This is a genomic window from Paraflavitalea sp. (genome assembly GCF_059502485.1).
This window is the reverse complement of the sequence record NZ_JCACET010000008.1, coordinates 2,401,477-2,415,560: the sequence shown is the minus strand read 5'-3', so window position 1 is coordinate 2,415,560 and position 14,084 is coordinate 2,401,477. Positions and strand designations below refer to the sequence as shown.

Here is a 14,084-nt window from a genome sequence, read left to right as displayed (position 1 = left end):
GTGAAGGAATGAAAGAAAAAACTTTGTTTTATCAACAGGGATTACTGTTCTAAATATGATTTTTAAGTACTATACTGCCAATGCGTTGTGCAATATCCTGTTTACTTCTTCCGGCTGGGACATCACCATCAGGTGACCGGCTTTGGGTATTATATGCGTGGGTGTAGTATACCGGGCAGGCAACACTTCATCGCGGGTGCCATGAATATGCAGTATTGTCTTCGGCATTTCTTCATTCTTCCAGCTCAATACTGCCTCCATGCTCCAGCGGATAAATTTAGAATCACTGCTTTTGATGATCTCCCACAACAGCTTTTTATCTTCCGATTTCTCATTGGTGATGTAGCGTTTCAGACGGGCGGCTGTTTTAACCAACCCGATGGGTACTACTTTGTGCAGCCGCATCTTAGCCACTACCCGGAAATAGCCTGGCAGGTGTGCCGACAGGGGAATGCTGGCAATGAGGATGGTTTTTACAGGTGGGTAGCGCTTGGCAATTTCAGTGACCAGCATGCCGCCGAACGACAGGCCTACCAGTACAAACGGTTCGCTGATATCGATCCTTTCTGCCATTCGGATGGCGTAGGACGACAGGGATTCTTCCTTCTGCGGTGTAATCCACGTAAGGTGTACAATTTCATATCCTTCGGGCAGACGGACATATTTGAATACCCGCTCATCGGCTGCCATCCCACTGATAAAATACGCTTTCAAATGATCAGAAGTTAATCCAACAAAATTACGATTAGTGATATAAAACCGGCTTTATAGAGGTGGATTTTAATGGCTGGTGTGCCTTGTAAGTATCTACCAGTTTTTGAACGGAGGCCGCAGTGGCCCAATGGCTCACGCCAGGCCCTTTGGGAATTTCTTTACTATACTTTTCTGTAAGCACCTGCGCCTTCTTCACTTTTGCCTGCAATGCCTCTGAACCGGCAGGCGAAAAAACCTGTGCCATTGCATAGAGATTCCAGGCTTCCGATACTGATATACCCATTAAAATATCACCAAACTGTTCCAGCAGTTTCGATACTGCCAGATCGGGCGCGGCTGTAAAAGGCAGCCGCTCATGCAACTGGTATGAAAACGAGTTGATAAGTTGAGCCTGTGTTTTTCCGGTCAGTTGTTGATCAGGGATCACCGGGTGAGTTTGCAACCAACCAGGCTCTTTAGCTTCCTGTATTTTTGCTTCCAGTATGGCCAGGTGTATCCATTCGCTGTTGTGGTGTGAATCGGGCCTTATAACGAGGGCTTTGCGCAACCATATAAGGGCGCTGTCGGTTTGTCCGTTCAACTCATAGGCCACGGCAAGATTGGCAATCACATTGTATTCCTCACTCTTTTGTTGTACGAGATAGCGGAATATATTTAGTCCTTCTTTGTAAAACCCCAACTTAAGCAGGTTGGCCCCATAGTTGGAATAATGAGAATGAAAGTAATATTCTTTGTGTTGCCATTTGGTTTTCTGAAACTCCCTACATGCTTTCTTTAAATCCTTTTCATCATGGAACCGGTAAAAATAAGCGAGGTTATCTACGCCACCATTACCGTGTACTCCATGTTCGCTTACATGGTAATAATTAAGACAGGCTGAAAGGGGATGGCTGTAAAAAACAATTAATATGACGGCGGTAATTAGCTTTCGCATAAGAGAGTTTCCTAAATTTACGATCTCTACTCCACACTAAGTAAAGATTGTATGCTACTACTTACCTGACGAAGATTTCCCGGCTGGTTGTATCGCCTTAAAGTATTCGCTGATCAATGCAGTGTACAACTTATTGCTTGTTACGTCCAGCCGTACCTGTGCTGCATGCCTTTGTTCCTCATCTGCCATTATTCTTTGTGCTTCCTCATTGGCTTCTCTCATGATGGTATTTACCCGTTTTTGCTTAGCACTAAGCTTACGGCGACTCATATTCGGGTAGGCGCTAACCACGGTTTTTCGCCATATTGTTTGAACACGATCTGTTTGCCCAGGTGTCCGGACAGCTTTTTCAATAATACATTTTCGCTGATAGCCATAAAAAGTTTTTTATTGTTTAATGCTACTATCCAGCAGGCCTGCTGATATTAGTAACATACGTAATATCTAGGCTTTAGATTGGGTTATCCTATAATTATTTTAGGGTACGAAGCCCTACAAAAGCCTAAAAATACCCTAAGAAAACCCCAGGATGACCCTAAGATGACAGGTTTCTTAATGTAAGGATAAGCCAGGAAGGCAGCCTCTTCACCTCGCTATTTCCTTAACTTTATATAATGAACATCAAGAATAACATCCTGGAAACGATTGGCAATACGCCATTGATAAAGCTGAACAAGATCACGAAGGATCTTCCTGGTACCATACTGGCCAAGGTGGACTATTTCAACCCGGGTAACTCCATTAAAGACCGGATGGCGCTGAAGATGGTGGAAGTAGCGGAGAAGGAAGGCAAGCTGAAACCCGGCAGCACCATCATCGAATGTACCAGTGGCAATACCGGTATGGGGCTGGCGCTGGCTGGTTGCGTAAAGGGATATAAATGTATTTTCACTACTACCGATAAGCAGTCGAAGGAAAAGATGGACATCCTGAAGGCCGTAGGCGCCGAGGTGATCGTGTGTCCTACCAACGTAGAACCGGATGATCCCCGCTCCTATTACTCCGTGGCCCGCAGGCTGGCCAAAGAGATACCGAATTCATTTCTGTGTAATCAATATGATAACCTGGCCAACAGGCTGGCGCATTATGAAACCACTGGTCCTGAACTGTGGGAACAAACAGATGGCAAGATCACCCACCTCGTGTGCACGGCAGGAACCGGTGGCACCGTTACCGGCACGGCCATGTACCTGAAAGAAAAGAACCCCAACATACAGATATGGGCCATCGATGTATATGGCTCATTGCTCACCAAGTATTTCCGTACCGGTGAGGTAGACATGAACGAAGTGCACCCGTATATATCAGAAGGCTTCGGTGAAGATTTTGTGCCCGAGAACTACGACATGAGTGTGATCGATCATTTTGAACAGGTGACCGATAAAGACGGGGCGGTGATGGCCCGTCGCATTGCCAAAGAAGAAGGTCTCTTCTGTGGTTATAGCGCCGGTAGTTGCCTGCAGGGCTTGATGCAACTGAAAGACCGTCTTAAAAAAGACGATGTAGTGGTTTGTATATTTCATGACCACGGCAGCCGCTATGTAGCCAAGATCTACAACGACCAGTGGATGATGGAAAGGGGCTTCCTGGATGTGAAAACGTTCAGGGACATTGTAAATGGACGGCCTGTGAAGCAAAAGCTGGTGACCGTAGAACCTAAGCATACGGTATCCGATGCCGTGGAACTGATGAAAAAGCATGATATCGAGCACATCCCGGTAGTCAATGGTAATGGCCCTATAGGCGCCATCAGTGAGAGTGGTCTTTTCCAAAAAGTATTCTCCAATCCCGATATAAAAAATGCCACCGTGGAAAGTGTTATGGAACCGGCCTTTCCCATAGTCGAGTTCAGTACACCACTCGAAAAATTACGTACGCTTATCAATAAAGATAATGGCGCCGTATTGAGTAAAGATGAAGCCGGCAACTTCCACATCGTTACCAAGTATGATGTAATACAGGCGCTGGGCAGTTAACACCACCTGCTTTCATGACTACAGCAAGGCTAATGCATACAGCATAAAGGGCCACTACCGGAATTCCAGTAGTTACAATTACTCGTCTTCCGGTATTGTTTGCCCTTAAGGACCGAAATAACTTTGGCCACTTATTTTTTATCTAAATCGGTAGTCATGAAAAAAATCGGTGTTTTATGCTGTGCTTTATTCCTTTCCTTACTGGCAGGCGCCCAGAATGGTGGTTATGCCAAAGGTGACAAACTCTTAAACGTGGGTGTTGGTATCAACTCCTACTATAGTGGCGGTATTCCCTTCGGTGCTTCTTTCGAGGTAGGCATTACAGACGATATCAGCGTGGGTGGTAATGTCGATTATTTGTCTTACAAGTACAAGGAGCTTGGCAACTTCAAGTTCACTGCGCTGTATTTCGGCGCCAGGGGTTCTTATCACTTCAATACGTTGTTGAACATCGGCAATGAAAAGGTTGACTTATATGGTGGCGCTGCATTGGGCTACCGGGTATTCAGCTGGAAAGACGATTATAGCGGAGGAGGATTGAAATCTTCTTATGGCAGCGGCGTATACCTCGGTATTTTTGCCGGTGGAAAGTATTACTTCGCCAGCAATATTGGCGCCTTTGTGGAACTGGGAGCGATCGGTTCTACCAATGCACGCCTTGGCGTTGCCTTTAAACTCTGATCTGGCATCCCCCCTTACCTAATATGATGGGGCTGACCTTTAAGGTTAGCCCTTATTTTTTGGCGTAAAGACTTGTTTACTTGTTGTACCTGCAGAACGACTAATAGGGAGAAATAAAAATGGGCTGGTGTTACTCACCAGCCCACGGAAATCTTTTAATCAGAGACCAAATACTGAGTTCTTCAGCTCCTTTATCAAGTTTCACTTATTGAGGAGGGTATAGGGGGTTAAAAAGGGTTCCTCAAATAATCTGATACAAAGATGGGCCGCAAAAGGCTGAACCTGAACTTTATTCGATCAATGCGCTTTGTTGGCCGTTCAATGACCCTAAAATGAAGGGGAATTAAACAGTCTTAAAAACGGATTAAAGTTTTTTCATATGGCTGTGTATATGTGGATAACACGTAACTTACAGTAGACTTCTTTTGATGCCGATCAACGAAATGGCCATTTCCCCGGGGCAAAAACGTAGTATTCCCATACTACCTTCGTTATCTTCCCATGTATTCCCTGAAACACTTACGATTTTTGCAGTAAATACCGAATAAATTAAATCGAGAATTTCTGCTCTTGTTAACATTTCGATGTGGATATATCTTTGTTATCGAAGTTGATTGATAGCTTATCAATCATATCCAATATCCGATGTAAAGATCAAGACATCATCCAATATCCAGAAAATCCATAAAATCCAGTATCAATCAACTTCTTTTTCCTTTTAAAATCCAAGAGTCCAATGTCCTTGTGAACCGTCCAATGTCCAACGATTGCCAGTCCAGCCTGTGAAAAACCAACGTCCAAGTCCAAGTCCTTAAACCGTCCAAGTCCAACGTCCGAAAAAGAACCAAGTCCAATCGTATCCTTGAAAAAACCGTCCATAAGATCCAACGTCCGAGAAAAAACCAATTGAGTTCCAATTCCTGTGTGTTAAGAACCGCCTGCAAATTCCAATACCCTCCTGCTAGATGATCCTTATTCTATTTAGCAGGAGGCAGCAGCGGTCTCCTCCACACCTTTTCAATCTCCGTTTTCTTTATTCACTATCCAGACTTTTTACCGGATTCGCGATTGCCGCTCGTATCGCCTGAAAGCTCACTGTTATCAATGTTAGTATAGCCACCGAAACGCCCGTTACCAGGAAGATATCCACCCCGAGGTCGATATGCCAGGCAAACCCGTTCAGCCAGCTTTGCATCATCCACCAGGAAAGTGGTATAGCGATCAGCAGGGCAATGCCCACCGCCCGCAGAAAATCTTTCGATAACAACATTATTACCTGCCCTACCGTAGCTCCCAACACCTTCCGTACCCCTATTTCTTTGCGCCTTTTCTCAGCTGTAAAGGATGCCAGCCCAAACAGGCCCAGGCAGGAGATGATTACAGCCAGTATGGCAAAGTATTTAGAGAGTGTTGCTACGCGTTTTTCGGCCACATATTGGGCCTGGTAATCTTCATCCAGGAACTTATAGTCGAGCGTAAAGCCGGGGTTGTATTTTGCGTAGAAAGACTTCAGCTGATCGATGGTCTCTTTTTCCCTGGCCGTATTGATCTTCACCATCACTGTGGTGCCGGGCGCATCCAGCTTGAAGAACAGGGGTTTTACTGCTTCATGCAGGGATTGGAAGTGAAAGTTCTTAGCCACACCGATGATTTCCCTGTCTCTGCCATCGAATTTAATCACCTTACCTATCGGGTCTTTAATACCCATGAGTTCGATTGCCGCTTCATTGAAAATAAGTCGGGCTGTATCCATACCCCAGGCAGTAGAGAATGCACGTCCCTCTTTCATTTCAATGCCCAGTGTTTCTATCATACCGTAGTTGACCAGGAAGGGCCTGAAAGGCACCACCTCGTCTACTCCATCTTTTTGAAAGCGATTGCCTATGTTAGAAGGTCCGCCCAATACATTGCCTGCCATGCTGGACGCATTGACCACACCAGGTACTTGCTTCAGTGCTGCCAGGAAAGCATCTATGCCGGTGCCCACACTACCCTCTGCATCGAAATAAAGCACCTGGTCTTTATCATAACCTGTTTTATGGGATTGTACAAAGGCTATCTGCCGGCACACCACCAATACTGCTACAATGAAGATGACCGACAGCGTAAACTGAAAAACGACCAATCCCTTGCGTGCCCACAACACACCTGCAGCGCTTTTCAGCTTTCCTTTTAATACTGCCACCGGGTGGAAGCCTGACAAGTAAAAGGCCGGATAGCTGCCCGCCAGACAGGCTGTGACAATAGTAATCCCCAACAGGGTGAACACAAACCCTGCATCGACCTGTACTGTGAGTTCTTTACCGGTAATATGGTTAAAGGCTGGCAGGAAAAACAGTACCATTAACAAGGCCAGCAGCATGGAAGCCAATACCAGCAAGAAGGATTCAGAGAGATATTGCGCGATAAGGGAAATACGTCCGGCGCCCATTGTTTTACGAACACCTATTTCCTTCATCCGGCCGGCAGTTTTAGCAGTGGCGAGGTTCATGAAGTTGATGCAGGCTATGACCAGGATAAAAATAGCGATGAGCGAAAAGAGCCGCACGTACGTAATACGCCCGCCAGACTGTACACCATTTTCATAACTACCATACAGGTAATTTTCTGCATATGGTTTCAGGAACATTTGCCGTGCCTGCCCATTGCTATAGCCTTTCATAAAGACACTCAGCTTTTCATTGAAGGCCGCCACCTCTGTACCCTCTTTCAAGACTATATACGTAAAGAAGGGACCGCCATTCGATGCCGGACTTAGTGGCCCCTGCATGTTCATCATCTCTTTAAACAACCCAAAGGATAACAGGAAATCGAATTGTATAGATGAGTTAGCCGGTGTTCCCTTAAAAACACCTGTTATAATACTGTTCCGTTTTTCGGTAACGAATTGCCAGGTGATGGGTTGTCCTATTACATCTATGCGGTTGAATAAGCTCATGGCCAGTTGTTCCGATATCACCATACCATCCTTGTTCGCCAGCGCTTCTTTGGCATTACCGCTGATGAAGGGATAGGAAAACACGTCGAAGAAATGCTGATCAGCAAAGACCCCTGTGCCTCTCGCATTTTTATTGTCTGTAGACAGTGCTACGCGGGGAAACCAGGAAGGAGGTGTAATAACCGTTGCTTGTGCCACTTCGGGCATCACCGCAGGCAACGTTTCGGCCAGGTGGGGAGATGTTTCCCGGGAAGTGATGATGCCGCTGGAAAGGGATCTGTTCTCCATCACCTGAAACAGCTGTGCTTCGTTTTCATGAAACCTGTCGACCGACATTTCATCCCTCACCCACAACCAGATGAGTAGCGTACAGGCGAGGCCAGTAGACAAGCCAACAATATTGAGGATCGTGAACTGCCGGTTCTTCAGCAGGTGGCGCCAGGCAATGGTGAAGTAGTTCTTAAGCATAAGCAGGATTAGGCCTGTAAGATGGGAAACCTGTTTTTTTCCATACCGCGCTGCATTATTTCTTTACACAGTAACTTGCGCTATGCCATCATTCACCGATCAGTTGAACAGGACCATTACGCTGCCAGGCGTTCCCCAAAGGATCGTTTCGCTGGTGCCGTCACAAACGGAGTTGCTGGCTCATCTGGGGCTGGACAATGAAGTGGTGGGCATTACCAAATTCTGTGTGCACCCCGAAGCCTGGTTCCGTTCTAAAAAAAGGATCGGCGGCACTAAAAATGTGCACATAGATTGGGTGCATGATCTTCAACCTGATCTTATTCTCGCCAATAAGGAAGAGAATATGCAGGACCAGGTAGAAGAACTGGCCCGGCATTACCCCGTGTGGGTGAGTGATGTGAATACACTGGAAGATGCACTGGCTATGATCCAATCTGTGGGTGAGCTTACAGATACAACGGCTAAAGCTGCAGCAACTATTCACGCTATTGAAGCTGCTTTTGCTTCTTTCACCAGTGGGCCTTCTGTGAAGACAGCCTACCTGATCTGGAGAGATCCTTACATGACCATCGGCAACGACACCTTCATCCATTACCTGCTGCAACGCTGTGGACTGGTGAATGTTTTTGCACATAAGACGCGTTATCCTGTCATTAGTGTAGATGACCTGCGAGAAGCGGATTGCGAACTGCTGCTCCTTTCTTCAGAGCCCTACCCTTTCAAGCAGCCCCACATCGATGAATTGCAGGAATACCTGCCCGCTACGCGCATCATGCTGGCGGATGGAGAAATGTTTAGCTGGTATGGCAGCCGTCTGCTCGAAGCGCCCGGATATTTTAAGGAGCTATTGAATAGCATACAGATCAGTTAGTTTTATGTAATTTGAAGGCCAATGGTACCCAATTTCACACCGGAAGAGAATAATAAACCATCGCGCAAGAAACCCATGTTTCCTGTGCCCGACCGCCTGCGTCAATATCTTAAAATACATGGCCGCGAGGTAAAGCTGCCGGTATCGTACAACGACCTGTTACGCATTACCTACTCTATTCCCCTGAAAGATAAATATGGCAAGGACACCTTGTGGGAAAAGGTGGTGTATGACATGCGCGACTGGGAATATATCCGCGAAGGGCTGGTAAAGATGTATGCCTTCCTGAAAACGGAGGGAGACCTTACGTTTACTGCTCACCTGGACGTGGCGCGTATCGATTATTGCAGCTTTGGCAACTCGCATCCTTTCCGTATTCGCATCATCAACAAGTTCAACGATAACTACGACCACTTTTATATCAAGATTGCTGATGCCTCGCGCATTTATGGGCTGGAGCTGGAGCACTTGTTATCGCCCAACCGCATCACTTATCTTACGCACAGCAATACATTGGTGGAAGAGCATATTCCAGGCATTCCCGGTGATTTGTTTATCCAAACCCATCTGAACAGTCCAGCCACCAATAAGATCAGGCTGGCAAAGGAGTTCGTGAAGTTTAATGAACGTTGCTTTGTGCGGCTGTTGGGTGATATGCGTTCTTATAATTTCGTGATAGATATTACGCCGGATATCGAGGATTATCAATACCGCATCCGGGCCATCGACTTTGACCAGCAATCTTATGAAGGCAGGAAGAACCTGTACCTGCCACAGTTCTTCAAGGAAAATATTGAGCTGGTGCACCTGTGCAGCAAATACCTCAACAAAGAATCCATAGATCAATACCAGGCAGAGGAAAGGACCATGATGGCTTTCCGGGTGGCCTCTACCCGCTTCCGGCTGATGGACCTGCTGAATACCATGGCTGCAGACAAGATATCAACCCCCGAGAAACTGCTGCAATTAAAAACAGAGTTGGGCGAGTACTTCCATACTACAGGCTTTGCCAAATGCAAGTCGATGGGACAACTGGTAAAGCGCCAGCTGAAGCAAACGCTGCAGAAGAACCTGGCGCTTATTCAAAAGAACCTGGGGAAGTTTGAGGATTAATATCCATCTTATTCTGTAACAAGGTTACTCACAATATTTTTTATAGTACTGTGCTACATCCTGCCGGCCGAGTTGAATGAGCCGTTGGAGATCGGCACAGGCACCGGCTTTGTCTTTTTTGTTCATCCTGGCATTGGCCCTGTTGATCAGTGCCACCTCATATTTGTCCCAGATGGCCAGTGCCTTATCGAAATATTGAATTGCCAGGTCAAACTTCCCTTGTTTGCTGTAAATATTGCCGATGTTGTTATGGGCTTTGTACTCGGTACTGTCGAAAAGGATTGCCTGTTTGTAATAATACAACGCAGAATCGACAGCGCCCTGGTCATTGTGATTCATCCCCAGGTTAAAAAGAGCATTCGCCCAGTTGGGCTTTATTACCAACGCCGTCCTGAAATCTTTTTCAGCTTCTTTAAAAAGTTTTAAATACTGAAGGATGATACCTCTGTCGAGATAAGCCCACTCAAACGAAGGGTTCAATCGGATAACTTCCGTAAAATCAATATAAGCGTCACTGGCTTTATTTAGCCGTTGCCTTACCGCGCCCCTTTTATAGTAGTAATTGTACTCAGTAGAGTCCAGGGCTATTGCCCTCGTAAGATCAGCTTCAGCATCGGCCCACCGCTCCACATCATTGAGCAAATAGGCTCTTGTGAAATATAGTCTTTTATCGTTGGGTGCTTTTTTGATACTGTCTGACACCAACACTATCTTTTTCCTGAGCGAAGCATACATAGTCGTATCTCCTCTGTAAGTAGTTTTTTCCTGTGCTGTCAGGGTGGATATTGCCAGGATGAATAAGGTTGCTGTCAATAGCACTTTAGGGATCATGGTTCAGGGTTTAGTTCAAGGAGTCGGTTTATTGATACAATCAGAGTTTTATTTTAAGGTTGAACTCTTTCTTCATTGTCAGCAAGGCTTCTGCATTTCCTTTCGCGTCATCAACCGGGTTGTGGGTATGTTTTGTTTGCCGCAGGTGCTTGAAGTTCTTGAACGTGTCTTTGATAATCCCTTTATACAAACTGCCCAGGTTGTAGGAACTAAAGCCAAAAGGATTACTGCCGGTGAAGTGGTGAAAGTACCAGCAGATAAACATCCAGTCGAAGCCATTGTTATCACTTATAAAGACGGGTCTGTCTTTAACGGCTTCTTTCATCCAGGCAGCAAACTTTTCCATGACAGCTTTGGGATCATCGAAATCCTGCGTTTGCTCTCTTGTAAAACCGGAAACAGCTAACGCTTCGGGAATGAACTTATCCGATATGGGTTTTAGTTGTCCGTAGAATGTTTTATTTAATCCTTCCTCTACTACCACTGCTCCAAAACAGATCATGGAGTAGTCGCCCGGAATAGGGCCATCGCTTTCTATATCGACCATTATATAGGCCATAAATCAACATGTTTAATTCAAAGTCATTGTTTATATATCTCTACTTTCCTTCCATCAGGGTCCACGATCACTGCCATGTAACCGAAATCGGTTTGCGCTGGTTCCATGGAAAAGACAACCTGATTTTCCCTTAGCAGGGTGATCTTTGTATCAAAATCGTCGATACCCAATCCCAGGCGGAAATGATTGTCTGCTTTTTCCTGCCCCTTAGCCAGTGGGTATATCTCCAAAACAGCAGACCCAATGGTTGTGGAGTAATGATAAGGAGAGTTGCCGTGTTTATGGTAATCAAATACCAATCCCAATAAGGTATAAAAGCCTGCTAACTTTTCCGGGTCACCTGTCCGGACTACCATAAGTCTCAATTCCATGTGTATTAGATGTTTGGCTGCCTGTATATTCTGCTGAAAATATCATTTTCTACCGGCTCCTGCAAGGCGGAAGGGTTATGTTTTTAATTACTTCCCGGCCTACAAGATGCTGCTAACCAGTTAAAAACATAAATTTTAACGGATATTCTCCGCCACCCCACTATTTCTTATCTTCGCCGCACTATTTAAGAAAACTAATCCGTTCTTGAATAAATTGCAACGTTCGTAACTCTTTATTAATTAATTAAAAGATAAAATAGCAGAATCATGAAAAAATATAAAGCCGGGGTGCTTTTTGGCGAAGAATTAGAAGCCTTGTACAAAGATGCAAAAGAGAACCAATTTGCCCTGCCGGCAGTAAATACCATTGGTACCAACACCATCAATGCTACTCTGGAAACAGCGGCCAAGGTGAACTCCCCCGTTATTATCCAGTTTTCCAATGGCGGTGCGCAGTTCATAGCTGGTAAAGGCATGCCTAACGATCAGTTGCAAGCCAATATCTCGGGTGGTATCTCCGGCGCCCTGCACATCCACAATGTGGCTAAATACTACGGCGTACCTGTAATTCTGCACACTGACCACGCTGCCAAGAAATGGCTGCCCTGGGTTAGTGGCCTGATCGACGCCGGTGAGCAATTCTATAAAGAGAAAAAACAACCTCTTTTCAGCTCTCACATGCTCGACCTTTCTGAAGAGCCTATCGAAGAGAATATCCATACTTCTGTTGAATTTTTCAAGCGCATGCAGCCCCTGGGCATGGCCATCGAGATCGAGCTGGGTGTAACCGGCGGTGAAGAAGATGGTGTTGACAACAGTGGTGTTGAAAATGACAAGCTTTATACTCAGCCTGAGCACGTAGCGTTTGCTTATACCGAATTGAGCAAAGTAGGCCGCCTGTTCAGTGTAGCAGCTGCCTTTGGTAACGTACACGGTGTTTACAGCCCCGGCAACGTGGAGCTGCGCCCTGTGATCCTCAAGAACAGCCAGGACTATATCGAAAAGAACCTGAAGACTGGTCCTAAGCCCGTTTACTTCGTATTCCACGGTGGTAGCGGTTCTCCTCAACACCAGATCCGGGAAGCCATCGGCTACGGTGCTATCAAGATGAATATCGATACCGATCTGCAGTGGTCTTTCTGGGAAGGCGTGCTCAATTATTACAAGAAGAGCGAAGCTTACCTGCAAGGTCAGCTGGGCAATCCTGAAGGAGCTGAAAAGCCTAACAAGAAATACTACGATCCCCGTGTATGGCTGCGCAAAGGTGAAGAAACGTTTATCAAACGCCTGGAAGTAGCTTTCGAGGACCTGAACTGTATCAATAGGAACGCATAAAAATTACAAAACATTCATTGACAGGCTGGTTAACTTGATACCTGTTAATGGAAATGCCTAAATACTTAAAAGTCCTGCTGCATAGCAGGACTTTTTTTATTATTTGTTAACCCGCAGGGCCAGCACGGATATCGCAGTGGTTGTATTTTCATAATACGTCCCGCGTTGCGGGATCAAATACTACTTCGATTATGCCATCCAAGAAAATTACAGACCTGCTGGGCGACAAGGCCGCTTATTTGTTAGAGCATCAATGCAAGACCATTGACAAATCAACGCTCTCCCTCCCTTCTCCCGACCATGTAGAAAAGAGCTGGATCAACAGCAACCGTAGCAATCCTGTACTGCGCAGTATTCAAACGTTGCTGGGCCATGGCCGGCTGGCCAATACCGGCTACTGCAGCATTTTCCCGGTAGACCAGGGTATCGAGCACAGTGGCGGTTCTGCCTTTGCGCCCAACCCTATTTATTTCGATCCCGAGAATATTGTGAAGCTGGCTATAGAGGGTGGCTGCAATGCTGTGGCGTCTACCTACGGTGTGCTGGGCATCATGAGCCGCAAGTATGCTCACCGCATTCCCTTCGTGGTAAAGATCAACCACAATGAGTTTTTAAGTCTGCCTAACCGGTACGACCAAACCATGTTTGGCACCGTGCGCAGCGCGTGGAATATGGGGGCTGTGGCTGTAGGCGCTACCATCTACTGGGGCTCTGCTGAAAGTGCCCGCCAATTGAAGGAAGTAGCAGAAGCTTTTGAGCTGGCGCATGAGCTGGGCATGGCCACTATCCTATGGTGCTATACCCGCAACAATGGTTTTAAAGTGGATGGTGTGGACTATCATACTTCTGCTGATCTTACCGGTCAGGCCAATCACCTCGGCGTTACGTTGCAAGCCGACATCATCAAGCAAAAGCTTCCTACCAATAATGGTGGTTATCTTGCTACCAAGCACGGCAAAACATCGCCACTGGTTTATGAAAAGCTGACTACCGATCACCCCATTGACCTTTGCCGTTACCAGGTATTGAACTGTTATAGTGGTCGGGTTGGCCTGATCAACAGTGGTGGTGAAAGCAAGGGTGCCAGTGATCTGCAGGATTCCATCTACACCGCCGTTATCAATAAGCGCGCCGGTGGCATGGGCCTCATCCTGGGCCGTAAAGCTTTCCAACGTCCTTTCAATGAAGGTGTGGAGCTGCTGCAGGCTACGCAGGATGTGTACCTGGATAAGGATATTACTGTTGCCTAAACTATAGCTCATGGTAAAAGAGGTGATGTCTTTTTGAAAAGGC

At 46.2% G+C, this 14,084-nt stretch carries 13 protein-coding genes; 6 read left to right on the top strand and 7 right to left on the bottom strand.

Annotated elements, in window-relative coordinates; all coding sequences use genetic code 11:
* Positions 1–69: 69 nt before the first annotated feature.
* Genes AC5JBY_RS12260 through AC5JBY_RS12250 form a run of 3 tightly spaced genes read right to left on the bottom strand, consistent with a single transcriptional unit; the run spans position 70 to position 1,870 of the window.
* Positions 70–714: an alpha/beta fold hydrolase gene (locus AC5JBY_RS12260; protein WP_495904884.1), complete on the bottom strand. Its 645-nt coding sequence runs from the start codon at positions 712–714 to the stop codon at positions 70–72.
* 31 nt (positions 715–745) lie between these two features.
* A complete protein-coding gene (locus AC5JBY_RS12255) occupies positions 746–1,648 on the bottom strand; it encodes a hypothetical protein (protein WP_495904883.1) in 903 nt (300 codons plus the stop codon).
* Between the two features lie 57 nt (positions 1,649–1,705).
* Positions 1,706–1,870: a hypothetical protein gene (locus AC5JBY_RS12250; protein ID WP_495904882.1), complete on the bottom strand. Its 165-nt coding sequence runs from the start codon at positions 1,868–1,870 to the stop codon at positions 1,706–1,708.
* 392 nt (positions 1,871–2,262) lie between these two features.
* Here AC5JBY_RS12250 and AC5JBY_RS12245 point away from each other — a divergent pair, with 392 nt between their 5' ends.
* On the top strand, positions 2,263–3,624 hold the full coding sequence (locus AC5JBY_RS12245) for a pyridoxal-phosphate dependent enzyme (RefSeq protein ID WP_495904881.1): 1,362 nt from the start codon (positions 2,263–2,265) through the stop codon (positions 3,622–3,624).
* 156 nt (positions 3,625–3,780) lie between these two features.
* Positions 3,781–4,305: a hypothetical protein gene (locus AC5JBY_RS12240; protein WP_495904880.1), complete on the top strand. Its 525-nt coding sequence runs from the start codon at positions 3,781–3,783 to the stop codon at positions 4,303–4,305.
* A 1,033-nt stretch (positions 4,306–5,338) separates the two neighbouring features.
* Here AC5JBY_RS12240 and AC5JBY_RS12235 read toward each other — a convergent pair.
* The gene (locus AC5JBY_RS12235; RefSeq protein ID WP_495904879.1) at positions 5,339–7,711 is read right to left on the bottom strand and encodes an ABC transporter permease; all 2,373 of its coding nucleotides are present in this window, start codon (positions 7,709–7,711) and stop codon (positions 5,339–5,341) included.
* Between the two features lie 82 nt (positions 7,712–7,793).
* Here AC5JBY_RS12235 and AC5JBY_RS12230 point away from each other — a divergent pair, with 82 nt between their 5' ends.
* Entirely contained in the window at positions 7,794–8,582 is a 789-nt protein-coding gene (locus tag AC5JBY_RS12230) for a helical backbone metal receptor (protein WP_495904878.1), read from the top strand.
* A 21-nt stretch (positions 8,583–8,603) separates the two neighbouring features.
* Positions 8,604–9,695: a hypothetical protein gene (locus AC5JBY_RS12225; RefSeq protein WP_495904877.1), complete on the top strand. Its 1,092-nt coding sequence runs from the start codon at positions 8,604–8,606 to the stop codon at positions 9,693–9,695.
* A gap of 24 nt (positions 9,696–9,719) precedes the next feature.
* On the opposite strand, the gene AC5JBY_RS12220 is transcribed toward AC5JBY_RS12225, so the two are convergent.
* From AC5JBY_RS12220 to AC5JBY_RS12210, 3 genes are read right to left on the bottom strand one after another with little or no spacing between them, the layout of a single operon-like run.
* A complete protein-coding gene (locus tag AC5JBY_RS12220; RefSeq protein ID WP_495904876.1) occupies positions 9,720–10,526 on the bottom strand; it encodes a tetratricopeptide repeat protein in 807 nt (268 codons plus the stop codon).
* Positions 10,527–10,566: 40 nt separating this feature from the next.
* A complete protein-coding gene (locus AC5JBY_RS12215; RefSeq protein WP_495904875.1) occupies positions 10,567–11,085 on the bottom strand; it encodes an exonuclease in 519 nt (172 codons plus the stop codon).
* A 23-nt stretch (positions 11,086–11,108) separates the two neighbouring features.
* Positions 11,109–11,456, bottom strand: coding sequence for a VOC family protein (locus AC5JBY_RS12210; RefSeq protein ID WP_495904874.1), 348 nt, complete (start codon positions 11,454–11,456; stop codon positions 11,109–11,111).
* A 267-nt stretch (positions 11,457–11,723) separates the two neighbouring features.
* Here AC5JBY_RS12210 and fbaA point away from each other — a divergent pair, with 267 nt between their 5' ends.
* Positions 11,724–12,791: a class II fructose-bisphosphate aldolase gene (fbaA, locus tag AC5JBY_RS12205; RefSeq protein WP_495904873.1), complete on the top strand. Its 1,068-nt coding sequence runs from the start codon at positions 11,724–11,726 to the stop codon at positions 12,789–12,791.
* Between the two features lie 191 nt (positions 12,792–12,982).
* Positions 12,983–14,041, top strand: coding sequence for a class I fructose-bisphosphate aldolase (locus AC5JBY_RS12200; protein WP_495904872.1), 1,059 nt, complete (start codon positions 12,983–12,985; stop codon positions 14,039–14,041).
* Positions 14,042–14,084 lie beyond the last annotated feature (43 nt).